Source organism: Rubrimonas sp., from assembly GCF_036788415.1.
Taxonomy (GTDB): domain Bacteria; phylum Pseudomonadota; class Alphaproteobacteria; order Rhodobacterales; family Rhodobacteraceae; genus Rubrimonas.
Genome location: NZ_DAIQNN010000007.1, coordinates 1 through 20,454, shown reverse-complemented (window position 1 = coordinate 20,454; position 20,454 = coordinate 1). Strand labels below are relative to the sequence as shown.

The following is a 20,454-nucleotide window of genomic DNA, read 5'->3' as shown; positions in this document are numbered from 1 at the left end:
CCGGAATCGCGCGCGACGGAGGAGAGGTCCCGATGACCACGTTTGACGAGCGCGAACAGGCGTTCGAGGCGAAGTTCGCGCATGACGCCGAGATGCAGTTCAAGGTCGAGGCGCGGGCGCGCAACCTGCTCGCGCTCTGGGCGGCGAACCAGATGGGCAAGACCGGCGAGGCGGCGGTCGACTATGCAAAGGGGCTGATCGGCGAGTGGATCAAGCCGAACCCGTCCGACGCGGTGGAGCGCGTGATGGCGGATCTGTCAGCCGCCGGAATCGCCGTCACCGCGCAGGAAGCGGTGCGCAAGTTCGGAGAGTTGCGCGCGCAGGCCAAGGCGCAGGTGATGGCGGAGAACTGACCGCCCGTTGACCTCGCCGCCGCGCGCGCCACGTCGCCCGGCGGAGGGGACGCATGCCGACCACCATCGTCTGGTTCAAGCGCGACTTGCGCGCCGAGGATCACGCGCCGCTCTGCGCAGCGGCCGCGCGAGGTGGCGTCGTTCCCCTCTACCTCGCCGAGCCGGAGCTCTGGGCGCAGCCGACCACGAGCGCGCGGCACTGGGCCTTCATCTCCGAAAGCCTTCGCGAGCTGCAGGCCGACCTCGCCGCGCGCGGCGCGCCGCTGATCGTGCGGACGGGCGAGGCCGTCGAGGCGCTGAGCGAGGTCGCCGCCCACACAGGCGCCGACGCGATCTTCGCCCATCAGGAGACGGGCGATCTCTGGACTTTCGCCCGCGACCGGCGCGTCGCCGCTTGGGCGCGCGGCGCCGGGCTGGAGCTGCGCGAATGGCAGGCGGGCGGCGTCGTGCGGCGGCTGCGCGGGCGCGACGGTTGGGCTGCGCGCTGGGAGCGGACGATGCGCGAGGCCGCGCTTCCCGCGCCGCAGAGCTTGCAGGGCGTCCCCGGCCTCGACCCCGGAGCGATCCCCGACGCGAAGGCGCTCGGCCTCGCCCCCGACCCCTGCCCGGAGCGCCAGAGCGGCGGCCGCCGCGCCGCGCTGGCGACGCTCGACACGTTCCTCGCCGTCCGGGGGCGCGACTACCGCCGCGCCATGTCGTCCCCCGTCACCGGCTTCGACGCCTGCTCGCGCCTCTCTACTCACCTCGCCTGGGGGATGCTGTCCTCGCGCGAGGCCGCGCAGGCCGGCTGGGCGCGGCAGGCGCAGATCAGCGCCGAGGGCGCCGCGCCGGGCTGGGCGGGGTCGGTGGACAGCTTCCTGTCGCGGCTGCACTGGCGCTGCCATTTCATGCAGAAGCTCGAGGACGAGCCCGAGATCGAGCGGCGCTGCATGCATCGCGCCTATGAGGGCCTGCGCGAGGATGCGCACGACCCCGCCCGGCTCGCGGCCTGGGAGGCGGGCGAGACGGGCTTCCCCTTCGTCGACGCCTGCATGCGCGCGCTGCGGGCGACCGGCTGGATGAACTTCCGGATGCGCTCGATGCTGACCGCCTTCGCCGCCTATCACCTCTGGCTCGACTGGCGCCGCCTCGCGCCGCCGCTCGCGCGTCTCTTCGCCGATTACGAGCCCGGCATCCATTACAGCCAGCTCCAGATGCAGAGCGGCGTGACCGGGATCAACACGACCCGGATCTACAACCCGGTGAAGCAGTCGATGGATCAGGATCCGCAAGGCGCGTTCATCCGCCGCTGGGTCCCCGAACTGGCCGGCGTTCCGCTCGCGCGGCTGCACGAGCCGTGGCGGATGTCCGCCGAGGAGCAGCGCGCGGCCGGCTGCGCTCTCGGACGGGACTATCCCGCGCCAATCGTGGACCATGCCGCCGCCGCCCGCGCCGCCAAGGCGCGTGTGTGGGCGGTGCGCGCCGGCCCGGCCTTCCGCATGGAGAGCGCCGAGGTGCTCCGCCGCCACGCCTCGCGCCGCCGGGACCGCGAGGGCCCGTCGCGCAAACCCCGCCCCGATCCGCGCCAATCCGCCTTCGAGTTCTGAGCATGCCCAAGATGGTCCGCAAGGCCGATCTGCCGACCAAGACCTGCGCCGCCTGCGGCCGCCCCTTCGCATGGCGCAAGAAGTGGGAGAAGGTGTGGGAGGAGGTGCGCTACTGCTCCGACCGCTGCCGCGGAGAGGGGCGGCGCAAGTGAGGCGACTCATCCTCGTCCTCGGCGACCAGCTCGACGCGCGCTCCGCCGCGCTCGACGGCTTCGACCCCGCGCGCGACGCGATCCAGATGACCGAGGCCGCCGAGGAGGCGACCTATCTCGCCCAGCACAAGAAGCGCCTCGTCCTGTTCTTCGCCGCGATGCGCCATTTCGCCGAAGGCCAGCGCGCCGAGGGCCGCACGGTCCTCTATCGCCGCGTCGACGATCCGGGCGCGCCGGGGACCCTCGCCGACAGCCTGCGCCGCGCCGTCGCCGACCATGCGCCGGAGGAGATCCTCTGCGTCGAGCCCGGCGACTGGCGGGTGCGCGCAGCGCTCGACGCCGCAGCCCCGATCCGCTGGCTGGAGGACCGCCATTTCCTCTCGACCCCCGCCGAGTGGCTGGCGATGGGCGCGGGCCGCAAGCGGTTCATATTGGAAGACTTCTACCGAGAGATGCGGCGACGCACCGGCTGGTTGCTGGACGAGGCCGGCCAGCCGCTCGGCGGCGCGTGGAATTTCGACAAGGAGAACCGCAAGAGCTTCGGCCCGGACGGCCCCGGCTTCACGCCGGGCCGCCCCGACGCGCCCGACGACGCGATCACGCGCGAGGTGGTCCGCATGGTCGAGGCGCGCTTTCCCGACGCGCCGGGAAGCGCCGTCGGCTTCGCCGAGCCGGTCACGCGCGCGCAGGCGCTGGCGCATCTGGCGGATTTCGTCGCGCACAGGCTGTGCGGTTTCGGCGACCATCAGGACGCGATCGCGATGGGCGAGCCGACGCTGTGGCACTCGCGCCTCTCCGCCGCCCTGAACCTCAAGCTGATCTCGCCGCGCGAAGTCTGCGAGGCCGCGCTCGCGGCCTACGCCGAGGGCCGGGCGCCGCTGAACGCCGTGGAGGGCTTCGTGCGCCAGATCCTCGGCTGGCGCGAATTCGCGCGCGGCGTCTATGTCGGCCTCGGCCCGTCCTATCTCGACCGCAATGAACTCGGGGCGACCGCCGAGCCGCCGCGCTTCCTCTGGACCGCCGAAACCGACATGGCCTGCATCCGCGACGCCGTCGGCCAGCTCCAGCGCGAGGCCTATGCGCATCACATTCAGCGGCTGATGGTGCTGGGGCTGTTCCTGATGCTCTGGGGCGCCAATCCGCGCCGCGCGCATGACTGGCACATGGCGCTGTTCGTCGACGCCATCGACTGGGTCTCCGCGCCCAACGTCATCGGCATGAGCCAGCACGCCGATGGCGGAGTGATGGGCACGAAGCCCTATTGCGCGAGCGGCGCCTATATCGACCGGATGTCCGATTGCTGCCGGTCCTGCCGCTACGACCCCAAACAGGCGACCGGCCCGAAGGCCTGCCCGTTCACGACGCTCTACTGGGATTTCCTCGACCGCCGCGCCGCGCGCTTCCGCGGCAACATGCGCATGAAGATGCAACTCGCCAATCTCGACCGGAAATCGCCCGAAGACCGCGCCGCGATCCGGCGCGCCGCCGACGCGCTGCGCGAACGGATCGGCTGAACGCCGTCGGGGGAAGGACGGCGGCGGCGCCCAGCGGGGGGCTTCGCGATTCCCGTCTCCGCCACGCCCGCCCGCAAAGGTCGGACCTGCGCGCTCCGGCGCAACCGCGTCAGCGGCCTTCGACGCGCCAGGCCCCGACCAGAAGAAGCGCGGTGACGAGCAGCATCGCCCATGCCGGCGCGAGGGGCGTCAGGCGGACATCCTCGACGGCGTAGGCCCCGCGGCGGGTCAGGCCCAGCCAGCCGCGCCCTTCGGCGACCCGGCCCTCCGCGACGCGGCGCAGGTCGGGCAGACCATCGGTCAAACGGCGCGACGCGCCGCCCGTGGCTTCGGCGAGCGGGGCGAGAAGCTCCGTCGTGGAAACGGGGTTCTCGAATTCGCGCGGGGCGGGCGGGCCGACCGCAGCGACCGCCTCCAGCGTCCCGTCCGAAAGCCGATGCAGGCCCTGCTCGGTCGTCTCGATCCGGGCCGCCCAGAGGCCGGGCCGAAGCTCGGCGAAGGGCGCGCTCAGCGTCGCGCCCGACGGGGCGGTCACGGTCAAGGTCTCGGGGCCGTCGCCGATGGAGCGGCGCTCGGCGCGCAGCACCGCGCCCTCGACCGACGCGGTGAGCGCCTCCTCCTCGAGGTCCGGCTCCTTCATCAGCCAGTGCGCGAGCCGGCGCAGAAGCTCCGCCTGCGGCCCGCCCCCCTCATAGCCGCGCGTCCAAAGCCACGCCTGATCGGAGGCGAGCACGGCCACCCTGCCCTCGCCGACTCGGTCGAGGATCATCAGCGGCAGGTCGCGGGCCCCGGTCATCACCGTCTCGCCGCTCAGCGGCTCGATCTCGACATGCCGGAACCAGCGGCCCCAGGGCGGCGCCTCGCCGGGCGCGCCGGCGTCGCCGCCGAGCCCCGCCGTGACCGGATGGCGCCGGCCCAGTTCGGTCACGCGCGGCAGATAGCCCTCCTCCAGAACGCCGGCGGTGGGCCGCGCCGGGATCACGTCGGCGAGCGGCGTGCGGTAGAGGCTCTCGACGCCGGCGAAGCTGTCGCCCTCGGCCAGCAGCACCGCCCCGCCCTCGCGCACATAGCGCGCGACATTGGCGATGTAGGGCGTGGGCAGGATGCCGCGCCGGCGGTAGCGGTCGAAGATGATCAGATCGAACTCGTCCACCTTCTCCATAAACAGCTCGCGCGTCGGAAAGGCGATCAGCGACAGCTCGTAGACCGGCGTTCCGTCCTGTTTGGCGGGCGGGCGCAGGATGGTGAAATGCACGAGGTCCACCGCCGGATCGGCCTTGAGCAGGTTGCGCCAGGTGCGCTCGCCGGGATGCGGCTCGCCGGATACGAGCAGCACCCGCAGCCGGTCGCGCACGCCGTTGACGGTGAAGACGGCGGCGTTGTTGCGATCGGTCAGCTCGTCCTGCGCGGCAGGCAGCCGCAGCTCGACGACGTTCGGGCCGCCATGCGTGATCTCGATCTCGACCGGGACGCTCTCGCCCACGCGGGCGGGGATGCGGCGGGGCGGGCCGCCGTCGACCGAGACGCTCAACTCGACCGGCGCGCCCTGCGGCGCCGCCCCGAGCGCCTCGACCCGCGCGACCGCGGTCGCAGTCTCGCCGACGATGCCGAAGGTCGGGGCGGTCTGGAGCACGAGGCGCAGGTCGCGTTCGTCCGGCTCGCCCGTCACCAGAGCATGGACCGGGCCGGGGAAGGCGGAGAGGCGGTCGAGGTCGTGCGCGCGCCCGTCGGTCAGCAGCAGCGCGCCGGCGATCTGGCTGGGCGCCGCGTCGGCGGCGGCGGTCTCGAGCGCCGACAGGAGCGCCGTGCCGCGATCCTCCGCCGGATCGGAGGCGACGCGGGCGACGCGCAGTTCGAGCGGCGCGTCGGGGGCGCCGCGCGCGGCCAGCGCCGCGATCGCGGCCTCGATCTCGGCGGCGGCCTGCGCGGTCTGGGTCGGGCGGTCGCCGACGGTCTGGCTCGCGCTCTCGTCGACGATCAGGAAGGCGATGTCGGGCAGCGCGCGGCGGTTCTCGCGCAGAAGCGACGGGTTGGTCAGCGCGAAGAGCAGGATCGCGAAGGCGAGCGCGCGCAGCAGCCAGCCCGGCGAGCCCCGCCACAGCGCGAGCCCCGCCGCGGCGAGGGCGAGCGCCGCGCCCGCGGCGAGCAGCGCCCAGGGCAGAAGCGGCGCGAAGACGACCGAGGCGCTCATCGCGGCTCCCTCACTGTCCAAGACGTTCAAGCAGGGCCGGGACGTGGACCTGATCGGATTTGTAATTGCCGGTGAGCGCGTACATCACGAGGTTGACCCCAAAGCGATAGGCCATCTCGCGCTGGCGGAAGCCGTCGCCGCCGCCGACCGGCGCGAGGAACTCGCCGGCCTCGTCCACCGCCCAGGCGGCCGCCCAGTCCGCCGCGCCGACCACCACCGGCGAGACGTCGTCGTTGCGGCTGCTGAAGCGGGCCGGCGGCGCCTCGCCCGGCGCGGCGGGCGGCGCCGCCTCGACCCAGACGCGCCCGCCGGCGTGGCGGCCGGGAAAGGTCTCGAGCAAATAGAAGGCGCGCGTCAGCACATGATCCTCGCCGACCGGCTCCAGCGGCGGCAGGTCGAGCCGCGCGGTCAGCCGGCGGAGGGCGGCGGCGTTCTGGGTCGGGCCGGCGCCGAACTCCAGATGCCGGTCGCGCGTGTCGAACACGATCATGCCGCCGGTGCGCAGGAACTGGTTGAGCTTGGCCATGGCCACATCGGACGGCGTCGGCTGAGCGGTCGTGATCGGCCAATAGAGCAGCGTGTAGAAGGCCAGGTCGTCCGTCTCCAGATCGACCCCGGCGGGCGCCTCCGGCTCGACCGCCGTGCGCGCGGCGAGGATGCGGCTGAGACCCCGCAGACCCGCCTCTGCGATCCGGTCCACCTGCGGGTCCATGGTCCGGACATGGGCGAGCACCGTCGCGTTGGCCGCGTGCAACGCGCGGGCCTCGTCAGTCTGCGCCTGCGCCGCAGGCGCGCCGGCCAGGCTTGCGGCGAGGCTCGCCGCGAGCGCGAGGGCCAGCGCTCCGCCGGCAGCCCGCCGCCGCCGCGGCGCGGGCAGCCGCCCCGCGAGGATCAGCCCGGCGACCGTGTCCGCCGCCAGCAGCGCCAGCGCCGCCGCCAGAAGCCAGGGCGCGAGCGGGCGCTCCTGCGCCGCCTCCAGCGTCTCCATCCGCGCCGAGGCGGGCGGCGGCGGCGCTGCGGTCAGCGTCGCTTCGGGGCCGAACAGGTTGAAGGCGAGCAGCGTCTCGCCGACGGCGTAGAGACCCGGCGGCGCGTCGGGGCCCGGCGCTGCGTCGAGCCGCTCGACCGGCGCTCCGGCGGCGGCGTCGGCGCGCGCGAGCCGCCCGTATCCGTCGAGCAGGGCGACAGGCCGGGCCATGCGCCCGGCGAGGGCGGCGCGATCGCGGGGGCCGCCGCCGCCCGACAGCTGGGTCAGCCGCCGCGTCATCTCGACGAAGAGCCCCGAGAGCGGCAGCGTCGACCATTCGGCGTTGGCTGTGACGTGGAACAGCGCGATGCGGCCCGCGCCGGCTGTGCGCGCCGTCACCAGCGGCGTGCCGTCCTCCAGAGCCGCCCATGTCCGCTCCGAGAGCTCGGGGCCGATCTCGGCCAGGAGCTGGCGATTGACCGCGACGTCCTCGGCGACCGCCAGCCCGGCGAAGGGGCTTTCGGGCGGAAAGGGGCGCACGCGCTGCGGCGCTCCCCAGGCCATCGCGCCGCCCATCGCCCGCCCGCCCGCGCGCAGCCGCACCGGCTGCAGCGGATCGTCGACGACGCCGGCGCCGCCCGCCAGCGCCTCGGTCCCCCCCGCCATCCGCGGCCCCGCGAACCGGACCAGCAACCCGCCCGCCTCGACCCACGCCGTCAGCGCCTCGGCTTCGGCTTCGGTGAACCGACCGACATCGGCCATGAACACCGCGTCGGGGCGGGCGTCGAGCACCGCTGCGACGTCGCCCTCGACCGTCTCGGCCACGCCGACGAGCGCCGCGCGCAGGTAATGCAGATCCGAGATCAGCCGCTGCGCCTCGGTCTGCGAACCGCCTGCGACCAGTCCGACCCGCCGCCGCCGCACGCCGTCATCGGCCAGCGCGGCGCCGCCCGCGCTCGGGCGGGCGGTCAGCGCCACGCGGTTGACGCGGTTGCGCAACTCGAGCGGCAGTTCGAAGGCGGCGACCGCTTCGACAGCCTCGGCCTCGAACGTCACCGCGACCTCGCCGAGCTTGCGCGCCTCGCCCGGATCGCGGAGCGGATCGCCGCCATAGGCCGCGACCTGCGCGGACTCCGCGGGGCCCGCGGCGGCGCGCAGCACCGTCGCCGTCAGCGCGCCGTCGACCAACTCCGGCGCGCGCAGCGCCGGCGCGAGCGCGTCGGGGCCTATCACCGCGAGGCCCGCCACGTCCGCGAGCGCGGCGCCGAATTCCCCAGCCTCGCCATGGTCGAGCCCGTCGGTCAGCCACACCGTCTCGCCGATTTGCGGCGTCTGCGCCCTAAGCCGCGCGAGAAACGCCGCGCGCTGAGGCGCCCAGGGCGCAGGTTGCAGCGCCTCGATCTCGCCGCGCCACTCGGCGGCGGGGCGGACCTCGAAGGCCTGCGTCTCGGGCGCGGGGCGGGCGAGGGCCGTGAAGATCACGGGCCGTTCGGCGCGCTCGGCCTGCGCGAGCACGTCGAGCGCGCGGGCGCGGCGCGCCTCCCAGTCGGGTGCGCTCGCCCAGCCGCCGTCCATTGCCAGCAGCACCGGCCCTGCGCCGCCGAGCCGCGCCTTGGGGTTCAGCACCGGCTCTGCGAAAGCGAGGATCGCGGCCGCCGCGATCGCGCAGCGCAGCAGCAACAGCCACAGCGGCGTGCGGTCGGGCGTGCGCTCGGGGTCGTCGAGGCCGAGCAGCAGCCGAACGCCGGGAAAGGCCGCCCGCCGCGGGCTCGGCGGGATCGCGCGCAGCAACAGCCACAGCGCCGGCAGCGCGAGCAGCGGCGCCAGAAGCCACGGATTGAGAAAGGCCAGCCCGCCCAGAGACAGCATCAGCCCATCCCTCCGCCCAACGCCGCATAGAGCCACAGCAGCCCGCGGCGCGGGCTGACATCGGTGTGGTGGACGGTCATCCGCCAGCCGCAGCGCCGCGCCAGCGTGTCGAGTTCGTCGCGGCGTTCGGCAAGCCGGCGGCGATAGGCGTCGGCGAGCGCGCGGGCGCGGTGCGTCTCGAAGTCGATCTCGCGGCCCATGCTCTCGAAGCGCACGCGCCCGTCGAAGGGGAACGCCTCCTCCGCCGGGTCGAGCACCTGCACGATCACGCCCGAAATTCCGGCCTGCGCCGCCCGCAGCAGCGCGGGGCGCACCGCCTCCATCGGCCCGAGGAAGTCCGACAGGAACACCGCCTTGCCGCCCCGCGCGAAAGCGCCGTCGGGCGGCGCGCCGTAATCGGGGCGGTGCTCGCGCGGCTTGGCGAGGGTCATGGCGATGCGGCGCAGCTGCGTCTCGCCGCTCAGCGGGCGGGCGGCGTCGGTGCCGAGCAGCGCCACCCGCTCGCCGCCGCGGATCAGCAGCACCGACAGCGCGAGCGCGAGCAGCGACACGCGCTCGACCTTGGAGCGGGGCGCGGCGTCGGAGCGGTAGTCCATCGACAGCGCGTCGTCGCGCCAGAGCCAAACGGTCTGCGCCGCCTCCCACTCCATCTCGCGGATGTAGAGATGATCCGACCGCCCCGAGCGCCGCCAGTCGATCGCCGTGTTCGGATCGCCCGGCAGCGCCTGCCGATACTGCCAGAACGTCTCGCCCGGGCCTGCGCGCTTGCGGCCATGCGCGCCGGCGGCGATCGAGGCGGCCAGCCGCTCGGCCTCGGCGAGCAGCGCCGGCAGCGCGCCCGAGACCCGCTCGGCGTCGCGCCGCAGCCAGCCGGCCCCACGCTGGGCGATGTCGGCGACGCTCATGACGCCGCCCTCACGCAGCCGCGGCGGCGGGGGCGTGCAGTGCGCGCTCGACCAGCGCGCCGATCACCCGATCGAGCGTGTCGCCCTCGGCCTTGGCGGCGAAGGTCAGCGCCATGCGGTGCTTGAGCGCCGGCAGGGCCAGCGCGGCGACGTCGTCGATCGAGGGCGCGAGCCGCCCCTCGAGCAGCGCCTTGGCGCGCGCCGCCATCATCAGCGCCTGCGCCGCGCGCGGCCCCGGCCCCCACGCCACCGCGCGGTCGATCAGCTCCATCCCGCCCGGCTGGCCGGGCCGCGCCGCGCGCACCAGCCGCAGGATCGCCTCGACCACCGATTCGCCCGCCGGCATCCGCCGCACCACCTGCTGCAGCCGGCTCAGCCCCGCCGCATCGAGCACCGGGCTCGCCTGCGCGTCCTCGGCCCCGGTCGTCGCCATCAGGATGCGCCGCTCCGCGTCGAGTGTGGGATAATCGACGTCCACCTGCAGCAGGAAGCGGTCGAGCTGCGCCTCGGGCAGCGGATATGTGCCCTCCTGCTCGATGGGGTTCTGGGTCGCGAGCACATGGAAGGGCTTGGGCAGGTCGCGCATCGCGCCTGCCACCGTCACATGCTTCTCCTGCATCGCCTGCAGCAGCGCCGACTGCGTGCGCGGGCTCGCGCGGTTGATCTCGTCGGCCATCAGCAACTGGCAGAAGATCGGGCCTTCGATGAATCGGAAAGCGCGTCCGCCGTCGCGCCCCTCCTCCAGCACTTCCGCGCCGAGGATGTCGGCGGGCATCAGGTCGGGCGTGAACTGCACGCGCTTGGCGTCGAGCCCGAGCACGAGGCCGAGCGTCTCCACGAGCCGCGTCTTCGCCAGCCCTGGCGCGCCGACGAGCAGCGCGTGCCCGCCCGAGATCAGCGCGTTCAGCACCAGATCGACGATGACCTCCTGCCCGATCACGCGCTTGGCGATCTCGGCCCGCGCCTTGGCGAGCGTTTCGCCCGCGGTTTCGATCTCGGCGATCGCTGCATCGGCGTCCATCTGCGTGCTCCTTGCGGCTGGGGCCGGCGATCTGCGCGGCGGGGTCGGTTCAAAGCGTAACGCGCTCGTGTACTCTGTCGAGGTTCAGTATGGAGCGCCGCAGCCGAAATGCCAGATCGAACGCCAGACCCGCGCCGCCCGGGCGAGATTGCATCCCAACTGGGCAAGGCGGCGAAAAAAGGGCCGCCGCCGGTGCATCTGTGGAACCCGCCCTTCTGCGGCGACATCGACATGCGCATCGCCTCAGACGGAACCTGGTTCTATCAGGGCGGCCCGATCGACCGGCGCCCGCTGGTCAAGCTCTTCGCCTCGGTGCTGCGGCGCGAGGGCGAGCGGCATTTTCTGGTCACCCCGGTCGAGAAGGTCGGAATCGTCGTGGACGACGCGCCCTTCGTCGCCGTGGACGTGCGGCGCGACGGCGACGCGCTGGTCTTCCTCACCAATCTCGACGACGAGGTCGCGGCGGGCCCCGACGACCCGATCCGCGTCGCAGGCCCGCCCGACGCGCCGAGGCCCTACGTCCATGTGCGCCGGGGCCTCGAGGCGCTGATCGACCGCAAGACGTTCTATCGGCTGGTCGAACTCGGCGAGACCCGCCAGCGCGACGGGACGGAGTGGTTCGGCGTCGTCTCGCAAGGCGCCTTCTTTCCCATCGCGCCGGCGGACGCGCCGCCGACCTGAGGCCTGCGCGGAAGGTCTTCGAGGCGCCGCGGCCCGGGGCGCCGGGGGAACCCGACGAGCGCGCTGGAGCGCCGGGGTCAGCCCCCCGCCCCGCCCACCGTCAGCCCGTCGATCAGCAGCGTCGGCTGGCCGACGCCCACCGGCACGCCCTGGCCGTTCTTGCCGCAGGTGCCGATGCCGTCGTCCATCTTCATGTCGTTCCCGATCATGCGGACATGGTTGAGCGCCGTCGGGCCGTCGCCGATCAGCGTCGCGCCCTTGACCGGGCGGCCGATCACGCCGTCCTTCACGCGATAGGCCTCGGTGCAGGAGAAGACGAACTTCCCATTTGTGATGTCGACCTGCCCGCCGCCGAAGCCGACGGCGTAGATGCCGTCCTTCACCGCCTTAACGATCTCCGCGGGGTCCGCCTGCCCGCCGAGCATGATCGTATTGGTCATGCGCGGCATGGGGATGTGGGCGTAGCTCTCGCGGCGGCCGTTGCCGGTGGGGTCCACGCCCATCAGGCGGGCGTTCTGGCGGTCCTGCATGTAGCCCACCAGCACGCCGTCCTCGATCAGCACGGTGCGGTTGGTGGGGGTGCCCTCGTCGTCGAAGGACAGCGAGCCGCGGCGGTCGGGGATCGTGCCGTCGTCGATGACGGTGACGCCCTTCGCGGCGACCTGCTTGCCCATCAGGCCCGAGAAGGCGGAGGTCTTCTTGCGGTTGAAGTCGCCTTCGAGCCCGTGGCCGACCGCCTCGTGCAGCAGGATGCCGGGCCAGCCGGCGCCGAGCGCGACTTCCATCACGCCCGCCGGCGCGTCGTCGGCCTCGAGATTCACCAGCGCGATGCGCAGCGCCTCCTCGGCGTGGCGCTTCCACGCCTCGGGCGCGATCAGCCCGTCATAGCCGACGCGCCCGCCGCCGCCCCAGCTTCCCGACTCGCGCCGCCCGTCCTTCTCGACGATCACCGAGATGTTCATGCGCACGAGCGGGCGCGCCTCGGACAGCACGCCGCCTTCGGGGCGCAGGATCGTCACGTCCTGCACGCCGCCCGACAGGCCGACCGAGACCTGCACGACCCGCTTGTCGCGGGCGCGCAGCCAGTCGTCGATCTCGCGCAGCAGCTCGACCTTGGCGGCGAAGGAGGGGCCCTCCAGCGGGTCGAGTTCGGCGTAGAGCCGGCGGTTGGTGCGGGCGGGCGGCTCGGCGATGCGCCCGCCGCCCTCGCGCGCGGCGAGGCGGCAGGTCTCGGCGGCGCGCTTCAGCGCGGCCTCGGAGATCTCCGACGAATGGGCGTAGCCGGCGGTGGGGCCCGCGACGGCGCGCAGGCCGAAGCCTTCCGAGGCGTCGTAGCTCGCGGCCTTCAGCCGGCCATCGTCGAAGCTCAGCGCCTCGGAGCGCCGCCGCTCCAGAAACAGCTCGCCGTCGTCGGCCTCGGCGGTCGCATTGCGCAGGATCAAAAGCGCCGCAGCTTCGTCGAGATGCGTGTCGAACGGGCGGAAGCGGTTGATGTCGCTGGTCATTCAGGCTGTCTCCGAAGGCATTTCACAAGGGCTCGCGGCGGTTTGCCGCGGCGCCGCAGCTTGGCGGGCGGGCCGCTTTCATGGTCTTCACGCTATCACATAGGACGAAAGTCGGTTTCGCGACAGCGGCCGATTCCCAGGTGAGGCGACGATCATGCGGACCAGGACAGGCGGCGCGGCCCTTCTCGCGGCGATCATCGGCGTCGGCGCGCAGGCGCAGGAGATCGGACGGCCCGAGCCGGGCCAGACCGGCTTCCAGCCCGCCGCGACCGAACTTGCGCGCGACCTGCAATCGATGGACGGGCTGCTGCTGGTCATCATCACCGCCATTGTTCTGCTGGTCACCGGGCTCCTGCTCTATGTGGTGTGGAAGTTCGACGCGCGCCGCAACCCGACGCCGCAGCGTTTCACCCACAACGCGACCGTCGAGGTGATCTGGACCGCGGTGCCGGTGATGATCCTCGTCGCCATCGCCTTCCCCTCGCTGAACCTGCTCTACAAGCAGCTCACCATTCCCGAGGCGGACGTCACCATCAAGGCCGTCGGCAATCAGTGGTACTGGAGCTACGAATATCCCGACCACGAAATCGACTTCTCCTCGCTGATGGTCGCGGGCGACTACGCGACCTGGGACGACGTGATGGCGTCGGAGGACGGGCGCGCCGACGCCGAGGAATACGGCGTCACCCGCGAGAACTGGCTGCTGAAAACGGACGCCGCCGTGATGGTGCCGGTCAACGCAGTCGTGAAGGTTCAGACCACCGCCAACGACGTGATCCACGCCTGGACCGTGCCGAGCTTCGGCGTGAAGATCGACTCGATCCCCGGCCGGCTCAACGAGCTGTGGTTCAAGGCCGAGGAGACGGGCGTCTATTACGGCCAGTGCTCGGAGCTGTGCGGCGTCAAGCACGCCTACATGCCGATCGAGGTGCATGTCGTCAGCGCCGAGGACTATGCCGCCTGGGTCAACGACCAGCGCGCCGACGCCGGTCTGCCGCCGCAGACGGTGACGATCGCGGGCCGCGCCTACGGCTCCGCCGTTCTGGCGCAGGCGGAGTGAGGCGCGTGAAGCTGTATCGCCCCGCCGTTCTCGCCGCCGCCGCGCCCGCGGCGCCGCTCGCCGCCGAGGAAGCCAACCTGCGCGACTGGTGGGCGCTGCTGAAGCCGCGCGTGATGTCGCTGGTGATCTTCACAGCGACCGTCGGGCTGATCGCGGCGCCGGTCGCGGTGCATCCGGTCGTGGCGCTCGCCTGCGTGCTGTGCATCGCGGTGGGCGCGGGCGCGTCGGGCGCGCTCAACCAGTGGTGGGACGCCGACATCGACACGCGCATGAAGCGCACCGCCAACCGCCCCGTGCCCGCCGGGCGCGTCTCGGCGGAAGAGGCGCTCGGCTTCGGGATGGGGCTGTCGATCCTGTCGGTTGCGATGCTCGCGATCTTCGCCAATCCGCAATCCGCCGCCCTGCTGGCGTTCACGATCTTCTTCTACGCCGTCGTCTACACGATGTGGCTCAAGCGCTCGACGCCGCAGAACATCGTGATCGGCGGCGCGGCGGGCGCCTTTCCGCCGGTGATCGGCTGGATGGCGGCGACGGGGGGCGTCGCGGTCGAACCGCTGATCATGTTCCTCGTGATCTTCCTGTGGACCCCGCCGCATTTCTGGGCGCTCGCGCTCTTCACCCATGCCGACTACCGCGCCGCCAACGTGCCGATGATGCCGGTCGCGCGCGGCGACGCGACCACGCGGCGCCAGATCCTCGGCTACACGGTCGCGCTTACGGCGGCGTCGGTCGCCCTCGCCTTCACCTCCGTCGGCGGGCCTGCGACGCTGATCGCCGCTGTCGGCGTCAACGCGGCCTTCCTGCATCGCGCATGGATCGTGGCGCGACGCGACGCGGAGAGCGCCGCCGCCGACCGCAATGCGGCGGAGAAGAAGCTGTTCGCCGTCTCGATCCTGCATCTCTTCATCCTGTTCGGCGCCGTGGCGCTCGACGCCGCCCTCGGCGCGCCGGGCTTCTGGCCCGTGCCGCTCTGAGCGAAAGGACGCCCTGATGATCCATCGCGAGCACGAGCTTCACGCCCGCCGCCGGGGCCGCAACCTCGCCGTGCTGGCGGTTCTGGCGGGCTTCGTCGCGCTGGTTTTCGCGGTGACCATCGTCAAGCTCGGCGGAAACGCCGGCAATCCGTGGGGCTGAGATGATCGACCCGCGCAAGGCCAATCTGCGGACCTTCGGCGCGCTGGCGGGCGTCGCCTGCTTCATGCTGGGCATGGCCTACGCCGCCGTGCCCTTCTACGACTGGTTCTGCCGCGTCACGGGCTTCGCCGGAACCACCGCGCAGGCCGAGGCGGCCCCGGACGTGATCCTCGACCGCACCGTCAAGGTCCGCTTCGACGCCTCTACCCTGCGCATGCCGTGGGAGTTCCGCCCCGTCCAGCGCGAGATGACCGTGCGGCTCGGCGAGACCGGCCTCGCCTTCTACGAGGCCCACAACCCCACCGACCGGGCGATCACCGGCACCGCCTCCTACAATGTCGCGCCCTATTCGACCGGGGCCTATTTCTCGAAGATCGCGTGCTTCTGCTTCGTCGAGCAGACGCTCCAGCCCGGCGAGACCGTGCAGATGCCGGTGAGCTTCTTCGTCGATCCCGCCATCGTCGAGGACCGCGAGGCGGGGCGCGTGCCGGTCATCACACTGTCCTACACCTTCTACGAGACCGACGAGTCCCGCGCGATGGCCGACGCCGCCGCGCCCGGGACCGTCCGAAACTGAGCCCGCCGAGGAGCGCTCCGATGGCCCAAGCGAAGAACCACGACTACCACATCCTGCCGCCGAGCCCGTGGCCGGTGATCGGCGCCGTGTCGGCCTTCGCGATGCTGCTCGGCGCGGTGTTCGCCTTCCACGGCTCCAGCATCCTGCTCTTCGTCGCGGGTCTGCTCGGCGTCCTCTACACCATGTTCAACTGGTGGACCGACGTCGTGCGCGAGAGCAAGGTCGGCGACCATACCCCGGTCGTGCAGATCGGCCTGCGCTACGGGATGCTGCTGTTCATCGCCTCGGAGGTGATGTTCTTCGCGGCGTGGTTCTGGAGCTTCTTCAAGCACGCGATCTATCCGGCGGGGGGCGTCTGGCCGCCCGAAGGCATCGAGACCTTCGACCCCTGGCACCTGCCGCTGATCAACACGCTGATCCTGCTGACCTCGGGCGCCGCCGTCACCTGGGCGCATCACGCGCTGCTCGAGAACGACCGCAAGGGGCTGGTCAACGGGCTGCTGCTGACGGTGGGCCTCGGGGCGTTGTTCACGATCTTCCAGATCTATGAGTACTCCCACGCGCATTTCGGCTTCTCGGGCAACATCTACGGCGCCAACTTCTTCATGGCGACCGGCTTCCACGGCGCGCATGTGCTGATCGGGACGATCTTCCTCGCCGTCTGCCTGTCGCGCGCGCTGCGCGGGCATTTCACGCCGGACAAGCATGTCGGCTTCGAGGCCGCAGCCTGGTACTGGCATTTCGTCGACGTCGTGTGGCTGTTCCTGTTCGCCGGCATCTACATCTGGGCGCGCTGAGCCGCTCATGTCCGCCTCGACCGACCGCAAGGCGGCGCGCCCCGGCGCGCCGCTTCGGCTTTTCGGGGCCGTGGCCCTCACGCTCGGGGGCGCCGCGATCCTGCTTGCCCTGATGACGTGGCAGATCCGCCGTCTCGACTGGAAGGAGGCGCTGATCGCCACGCTGGAGACCCGGCTGGCCGAGGCCCCGATGGCCCTGCCCGACCGGCTCGACCAGAGCGCGCACGAATTCCGCCGCGTCGCCGTGACGGGCCGCTTCACCGGGGCGACCGGCGCGCACGGCTTCGCCGACGCCGCCTATCTGACCACGCAGCGCCCCCACGGGCCGGGCTATCGCGTGATCCAGCCTTTCGAACTCGACGACGGGCGGCTGGTTCTCGTCGATCGCGGCTATGTTCCGCTTGCCCTCAAGAACGAGGGCGGGGCCGCCGCCCGCCCCTCCCCCACGCCCGAGGGCGCGCTGACCCTGGTGGCGGCGCTGCGCTGGCCGCAGGAGGCCGACAGCTTCTCCGACCCCGCGGCGGGCCGCGCCGACAATGTCTGGCTCAGCCGCGACATGCGCGCGCTGGCGCCGCTCTGGGGCGCGGCGCCGGCGCTGCTGGTCGCCGAGACCTCGACGGCGGTGGAGGGCTGGCCTATTCCGATTCCCGTGACGGTAGAGCTGCCTAACGACCATCTGGAATACGCGATCACCTGGGGCGGGCTGGCGGCGGTGTGGCTGGCGATGGGCGGCGCGCTGATCCGGCGCGAGGCGCGCCTGCGCCGCCGCGCCGGCGCAGGCGATGGGCGCGCGGTCCCAACTGGAGGGTTTCGCCGATGACCGACTTCGCCCCGCTCGCGCTGATGACGATGGCGCTGGTCGCCGCTCTGATCGGCAAGGCGCTGATCGCCGCCGCGCGCGAGCATGTGCGCGCGATGCACCCCGATTGGTACGCCGAACTGAGCGCGCAGGGCTCGCGGTTCCGCCTCGGCGGGGCGGACGATCGCGCGCGCCGCCGCCTCGCCCGTCCGCTGATCTTCGGCCCGCTGCCGCCCGGCCCCGCCGCCGACCCGCTGCTGCGCGATCTCGCGCGCAAGACGAAGCTGGCGATGGGGGCGCTCGCGCTCTGCAGCGCGGGCGTGGTCGCGATCCTGTGGCTGCGGGCGGCGGCTGGCTGATGGGCGGGCCGAGCGGCGGCGCTTGAAGCGGCGCGCCGGGCGCGCCTATAACCCGCGCCAGACCGAGCGAGAGCACGAGAGGGGGGCGCGTCATGGCCGGCCATTCCAAATGGGCCAACATCCAGCATCGCAAGGGGCGGCAGGACGCCGTCCGCGCGAAGCTGTTCTCGAAGCTCTCCAAGGAGATCACGGTCGCCGCCAAGATGGGCGACCCCGATCCCGACAAGAACCCGCGGCTGCGGCTCGCCGTGCGCGAGGCCCGCGTCAACTCGATGCCCAAGGAGAACATCGAGCGCGCCATCAAGAAGAGCCAGATGGGCGACGCCGAGGCCTACGAGAACATCCGCTACGAGGGCTACGGCCCGAACGGCGTGGCGATCATCGTCGAGGCGCTGACCGACAACCGCAACCGCACCGCCTCCAACGTCCGCACCACCTTCTCCAAGAACGGCGGCAATCTCGGCGAGACGGGCTCGGTGTCGTTCATGTTCGACCGCAAGGGCGAGATCGCCTACGGGCCGAAAGTCGGCGACATGGACAAGGTGATGGAGGCCGCCATCGAGGCCGGCGCCGAGGATGTCGAGAGCGACGAGGAAGGCCACTGGGTCTATTGCGCCGCGGAGGATCTCGCCGAGGTGTCGGGCGCGCTCGAAGCCGCGCTCGGCGAGGCCGAGACGGTCAAGCTGGTCTGGAAGCCCCAGACCACCGCGCCGGTGGACGAGGACGCCGCGCGCACCGTGATGAAGCTGATCGAGGCGCTCGAGGACGACGACGACGTCCAGACCGTCACCGCCAATGTCGAGGTCTCCGACGAGGTGATGCGGAAGCTCGCCAGTTGAGCTTGTGGGCGGGCGCGGCGCTCGCGCTCGCTGCTCTGCTGGCGCTGTGGTCCGCATGGATCGAGCCGCGGCGTTTGCATGTGCGCCGGTTCGAAGTCCCCCTGCCCGGCCTCTCCCACCCGGTGCGCGCCGTCGCCATCGGCGACCTGCAACCCTACCGCCACCACTGGCCGCCCCGCCGCCTGCGCGCGGCCTTCGCCGCCGCGCAGGCGGAGCGACCCGACATCGTCCTGTGGCTTGGCGACTATTACAACGCGCCGACCAAGGGGATGGGACGACTGCTCGCGCGCGCGCCGTCGGTCGACCGGCTCTACCGACGCAGCCTCGTTCCGATGGACGCCATCGCCGCCGAGATGGGCCGCCTGACGGCCCCCATGGGCGCCTATGCGGTGCTCGGCAATCACGACTGGGGCTGGTCGGGCGAGGCCTGCGCGCAGGCGCTCGAGCGCGCGGGGGTGCGCGTGCTGATCGGCGAGGCCGCCGAGGCGATCCATCCCGGAACCGGCGCGCGTTTGGCGGTGATCGGCCTCGACGACGCCTCGTCTGACCGCCCGACCGGCTGGGCGCGGGTGTCGGACCATGCGCGGGCCCCTTGCGTCGTCCTCAGCCATGCGCCGGACGTCTGGGACGCGCTGACCCCGCCGCCGGCGCTAACCCTGTCGGGCCACACCCATGGCGGACAGATCGCGCCCTGGCCGATCGGCGCGACGCGGCTTCCGGCGATGGGGCGGCGCTACGTGCGCGGCTGGTTCCGGCGGGGCGACGCCCGCCTCTACGTCACCACCGGGCTGGGAACCTCCGGACCGCCTCTGCGCCTCGGGGCGCCGCCCGAGATCGTCGTGCTGGAGCTGACGCCGGTCGAGAGCGCAAGCCGACCCGAGGGGCTCGACTAACCAACTTTTTCCCTTCGAAGACCACGGCCCACACCCGGGACTTGCGTCCTGCTGGTCGATCTCCGTTCTACAGAGGGGCGACGTCGCCTTCGGCGCGGCGGGCATGGAAGGCCGCTGCGAAGGCGTCGAGCGCGCCTTGCGCGACCGCGGCGCGCAGCCCCTGCATCAGCTCCTGATAATAGTGGAGATTGTGCCATGTCAGCAGCATCGAGGCGATGATCTCGCCCGTCTTGACCACATGGTGCAGATAGGCGCGGCTGTAGCTGCGGCAGCAGGGGCAGGCGCAGTCGGGGTCGAGCGGGCGCGGGTCCTCGGCGTGGCGGGCGTTGCGCAGGTTGACGGAGCCGAAGCGGGTCAGCGCCTGACCGGTGCGCCCCGAGCGGGTCGGCAAAACGCAGTCGAACATGTCCACGCCGCGCTGCACGGCGCCCACGATGTCGTCGGGCTTGCCGACGCCCATCAGATAGCGCGGGCGGTCGTCGGGGAGCTGTCCGGGTGCGTAGTCGAGCACGCCGAACATGGCCTCCTGCCCCTCGCCCACTGCGAGCCCGCCGATGGCGTAGCCGTCGAAGCCGATCCGCGTAAGCGCCTCGGCGCTTTCGGCCCGCAGGTCCGGCTCGAGCCCGCCCTGCTGGATCCCGAACAGCGCGTGGCCCGCCCGGTCGCCGAAAGCGTCGCGGGAGCGCCGCGCCCAGCGCATCGACAGCGCCATGCTCGCGGCGATCGCGCCGCGCTCGGCCGGCAAGGCGGGACATTCGTCGAAGCACATCGCGATGTCGGAGCCGAGCAGGCGCTGGATCTCCATGCAGCGCTCGGGCGTGAGCATGTGCTCGGACCCGTCGACATGTGAGCGGAAGCGCACGCCCTCTTCGGTCAGCTTGCGCAATTCGGCGAGGCTCATCACCTGAAAACCGCCCGAATCGGTGAGGATCGGGCGCTCCCAGTTCATGAAGCGGTGCAGGCCGCCGAGCCGCGCCATGCGCTCCGCGCCGGGGCGCAGCATCAGGTGATAGGTGTTGCCGAGCAGGATGTCGGCGCCCGTGGCGCGCACGCTGTCGGGAAGCATGGCCTTGACGGTGGCCGCCGTCCCCACGGGCATGAAGGCGGGCGTGCGGATCTCGCCGCGCGGCAGGATCAGCTTTCCGGTCCGGGCGCGCCCGTCCCGTCCCTCGATCTCGAATGCGACGCGCGACATCGACGCCCTCCCCCGTTGCGCGGGGCATAGCCAAGCGCCGCATCTCTGAAAAGCCCG

20 protein-coding genes are annotated in these 20,454 nt (G+C 72.4%); 14 read left to right on the top strand and 6 right to left on the bottom strand.

What is annotated here, in order from left to right; translation table 11 throughout:
- Positions 1 to 32: 32 nt before the first annotated feature.
- The 4 genes from V7Q31_RS03305 to V7Q31_RS03290 are packed head-to-tail and all read left to right on the top strand — an operon-like array spanning position 33 to position 3,605.
- Entirely contained in the window at positions 33 to 353 is a 321-nt protein-coding gene (locus V7Q31_RS03305; RefSeq protein WP_333832248.1) for a DUF1476 domain-containing protein, read from the top strand.
- A gap of 53 nt (positions 354 to 406) precedes the next feature.
- On the top strand, positions 407 to 1,939 hold the full coding sequence (locus V7Q31_RS03300) for a deoxyribodipyrimidine photo-lyase (RefSeq protein ID WP_333832247.1): 1,533 nt from the start codon (positions 407 to 409) through the stop codon (positions 1,937 to 1,939).
- Between the two features lie 2 nt (positions 1,940 to 1,941).
- On the top strand, positions 1,942 to 2,091 hold the full coding sequence (locus tag V7Q31_RS03295) for a DUF2256 domain-containing protein (protein ID WP_333832246.1): 150 nt from the start codon (positions 1,942 to 1,944) through the stop codon (positions 2,089 to 2,091).
- Complete coding sequence (locus V7Q31_RS03290; RefSeq protein WP_333832245.1) at positions 2,088 to 3,605, top strand: cryptochrome/photolyase family protein; 1,518 nt, start codon at positions 2,088 to 2,090, stop codon at positions 3,603 to 3,605. The genes V7Q31_RS03295 and V7Q31_RS03290 overlap by 4 nt, the downstream gene beginning before the upstream one ends.
- 109 nt (positions 3,606 to 3,714) lie before the next feature.
- Here V7Q31_RS03290 and V7Q31_RS03285 read toward each other — a convergent pair whose 3' ends face one another.
- The 4 genes from V7Q31_RS03285 to V7Q31_RS03270 are packed head-to-tail and all read right to left on the bottom strand — an operon-like array spanning position 3,715 to position 10,558.
- The gene (locus tag V7Q31_RS03285; RefSeq protein ID WP_333832244.1) at positions 3,715 to 5,796 is read right to left on the bottom strand and encodes a hypothetical protein; all 2,082 of its coding nucleotides are present in this window, start codon (positions 5,794 to 5,796) and stop codon (positions 3,715 to 3,717) included.
- 10 nt (positions 5,797 to 5,806) lie between these two features.
- Positions 5,807 to 8,632: a DUF4159 domain-containing protein gene (locus V7Q31_RS03280; protein WP_333832243.1), complete on the bottom strand. Its 2,826-nt coding sequence runs from the start codon at positions 8,630 to 8,632 to the stop codon at positions 5,807 to 5,809.
- Entirely contained in the window at positions 8,632 to 9,537 is a 906-nt protein-coding gene (locus tag V7Q31_RS03275) for a DUF58 domain-containing protein (RefSeq protein WP_333832242.1), read from the bottom strand. The genes V7Q31_RS03280 and V7Q31_RS03275 overlap by 1 nt, the downstream gene beginning before the upstream one ends.
- Positions 9,538 to 9,547: 10 nt before the next feature.
- Positions 9,548 to 10,558, bottom strand: coding sequence for an AAA family ATPase (locus V7Q31_RS03270; protein WP_333832241.1), 1,011 nt, complete (start codon positions 10,556 to 10,558; stop codon positions 9,548 to 9,550).
- A 108-nt stretch (positions 10,559 to 10,666) separates the two neighbouring features.
- On the opposite strand from V7Q31_RS03270, the gene V7Q31_RS03265 reads away from it, so the two are divergent.
- Complete coding sequence (locus V7Q31_RS03265) at positions 10,667 to 11,239, top strand: DUF1285 domain-containing protein (protein ID WP_333832240.1); 573 nt, start codon at positions 10,667 to 10,669, stop codon at positions 11,237 to 11,239.
- A gap of 77 nt (positions 11,240 to 11,316) precedes the next feature.
- On the opposite strand, the gene tldD is transcribed toward V7Q31_RS03265, so the two are convergent.
- The gene (gene tldD, locus V7Q31_RS03260; protein WP_333832239.1) at positions 11,317 to 12,744 is read right to left on the bottom strand and encodes a metalloprotease TldD; all 1,428 of its coding nucleotides are present in this window, start codon (positions 12,742 to 12,744) and stop codon (positions 11,317 to 11,319) included.
- Between the two features lie 154 nt (positions 12,745 to 12,898).
- Between tldD and coxB the strand changes: the two genes are divergently transcribed.
- The 9 genes from coxB (at position 12,899) to V7Q31_RS03215 (ending at position 19,202) form a co-directional block, all read left to right on the top strand.
- A complete protein-coding gene (gene coxB, locus V7Q31_RS03255; protein WP_333832238.1) occupies positions 12,899 to 13,804 on the top strand; it encodes a cytochrome c oxidase subunit II in 906 nt (301 codons plus the stop codon).
- A gap of 11 nt (positions 13,805 to 13,815) precedes the next feature.
- On the top strand, positions 13,816 to 14,778 hold the full coding sequence (cyoE, locus tag V7Q31_RS03250) for a heme o synthase (protein ID WP_333832316.1): 963 nt from the start codon (positions 13,816 to 13,818) through the stop codon (positions 14,776 to 14,778).
- Positions 14,779 to 14,794: 16 nt separating this feature from the next.
- Positions 14,795 to 14,938, top strand: coding sequence for a hypothetical protein (locus V7Q31_RS03245; RefSeq protein ID WP_333832237.1), 144 nt, complete (start codon positions 14,795 to 14,797; stop codon positions 14,936 to 14,938).
- A 1-nt stretch (position 14,939) separates the two neighbouring features.
- Complete coding sequence (locus V7Q31_RS03240; RefSeq protein ID WP_333832236.1) at positions 14,940 to 15,515, top strand: cytochrome c oxidase assembly protein; 576 nt, start codon at positions 14,940 to 14,942, stop codon at positions 15,513 to 15,515.
- A gap of 20 nt (positions 15,516 to 15,535) precedes the next feature.
- Complete coding sequence (locus V7Q31_RS03235; protein WP_333832235.1) at positions 15,536 to 16,312, top strand: cytochrome c oxidase subunit 3; 777 nt, start codon at positions 15,536 to 15,538, stop codon at positions 16,310 to 16,312.
- 7 nt (positions 16,313 to 16,319) lie between these two features.
- Positions 16,320 to 17,132 (top strand): SURF1 family protein, encoded by an 813-nt coding sequence (locus V7Q31_RS03230; RefSeq protein ID WP_333832234.1) that lies wholly within the window; start codon positions 16,320 to 16,322, stop codon positions 17,130 to 17,132.
- Positions 17,129 to 17,470 (top strand): hypothetical protein, encoded by a 342-nt coding sequence (locus V7Q31_RS03225; protein ID WP_333832233.1) that lies wholly within the window; start codon positions 17,129 to 17,131, stop codon positions 17,468 to 17,470. Before V7Q31_RS03230 ends, V7Q31_RS03225 begins: the two co-directional genes overlap by 4 nt.
- A gap of 92 nt (positions 17,471 to 17,562) precedes the next feature.
- A complete protein-coding gene (locus V7Q31_RS03220) occupies positions 17,563 to 18,309 on the top strand; it encodes a YebC/PmpR family DNA-binding transcriptional regulator (protein WP_333832232.1) in 747 nt (248 codons plus the stop codon).
- Entirely contained in the window at positions 18,306 to 19,202 is an 897-nt protein-coding gene (locus V7Q31_RS03215; protein WP_333832231.1) for a metallophosphoesterase, read from the top strand. Before V7Q31_RS03220 ends, V7Q31_RS03215 begins: the two co-directional genes overlap by 4 nt.
- 67 nt (positions 19,203 to 19,269) lie before the next feature.
- On the opposite strand, the gene tgt is transcribed toward V7Q31_RS03215, so the two are convergent.
- On the bottom strand, positions 19,270 to 20,397 hold the full coding sequence (tgt, locus tag V7Q31_RS03210) for a tRNA guanosine(34) transglycosylase Tgt (protein WP_333832230.1): 1,128 nt from the start codon (positions 20,395 to 20,397) through the stop codon (positions 19,270 to 19,272).
- Positions 20,398 to 20,454: the final 57 nt, after the last annotated feature.

Excerpts from the sequence above, each read along its gene's own strand:
- V7Q31_RS03305 (WP_333832248.1), top strand. The coding sequence starts at position 33 with ATGACCACGTTTGACGAGCGCGAACAGGCGTTCGAGGCGAAGTTCGCG.
- V7Q31_RS03300 (WP_333832247.1), top strand. The coding sequence starts at position 407 with ATGCCGACCACCATCGTCTGGTTCAAGCGCGACTTGCGCGCCGAGGAT.
- V7Q31_RS03295 (WP_333832246.1), top strand. The coding sequence starts at position 1,942 with ATGCCCAAGATGGTCCGCAAGGCCGATCTGCCGACCAAGACCTGCGCC.
- V7Q31_RS03285 (WP_333832244.1), bottom strand. The coding sequence starts at position 5,796 with ATGAGCGCCTCGGTCGTCTTCGCGCCGCTTCTGCCCTGGGCGCTGCTC.
- V7Q31_RS03280 (WP_333832243.1), bottom strand. The coding sequence starts at position 8,632 with ATGCTGTCTCTGGGCGGGCTGGCCTTTCTCAATCCGTGGCTTCTGGCG.
- V7Q31_RS03275 (WP_333832242.1), bottom strand. The coding sequence starts at position 9,537 with ATGAGCGTCGCCGACATCGCCCAGCGTGGGGCCGGCTGGCTGCGGCGC.
- V7Q31_RS03270 (WP_333832241.1), bottom strand. The coding sequence starts at position 10,558 with ATGGACGCCGATGCAGCGATCGCCGAGATCGAAACCGCGGGCGAAACG.
- V7Q31_RS03265 (WP_333832240.1), top strand. The coding sequence starts at position 10,667 with ATGCCAGATCGAACGCCAGACCCGCGCCGCCCGGGCGAGATTGCATCC.
- tldD (WP_333832239.1), bottom strand. The coding sequence starts at position 12,744 with ATGACCAGCGACATCAACCGCTTCCGCCCGTTCGACACGCATCTCGAC.
- coxB (WP_333832238.1), top strand. The coding sequence starts at position 12,899 with ATGCGGACCAGGACAGGCGGCGCGGCCCTTCTCGCGGCGATCATCGGC.
- V7Q31_RS03245 (WP_333832237.1), top strand. The coding sequence starts at position 14,795 with ATGATCCATCGCGAGCACGAGCTTCACGCCCGCCGCCGGGGCCGCAAC.
- V7Q31_RS03240 (WP_333832236.1), top strand. The coding sequence starts at position 14,940 with ATGATCGACCCGCGCAAGGCCAATCTGCGGACCTTCGGCGCGCTGGCG.
- V7Q31_RS03235 (WP_333832235.1), top strand. The coding sequence starts at position 15,536 with ATGGCCCAAGCGAAGAACCACGACTACCACATCCTGCCGCCGAGCCCG.
- V7Q31_RS03230 (WP_333832234.1), top strand. The coding sequence starts at position 16,320 with ATGTCCGCCTCGACCGACCGCAAGGCGGCGCGCCCCGGCGCGCCGCTT.
- V7Q31_RS03225 (WP_333832233.1), top strand. The coding sequence starts at position 17,129 with ATGACCGACTTCGCCCCGCTCGCGCTGATGACGATGGCGCTGGTCGCC.
- V7Q31_RS03220 (WP_333832232.1), top strand. The coding sequence starts at position 17,563 with ATGGCCGGCCATTCCAAATGGGCCAACATCCAGCATCGCAAGGGGCGG.
- tgt (WP_333832230.1), bottom strand. The coding sequence starts at position 20,397 with ATGTCGCGCGTCGCATTCGAGATCGAGGGACGGGACGGGCGCGCCCGG.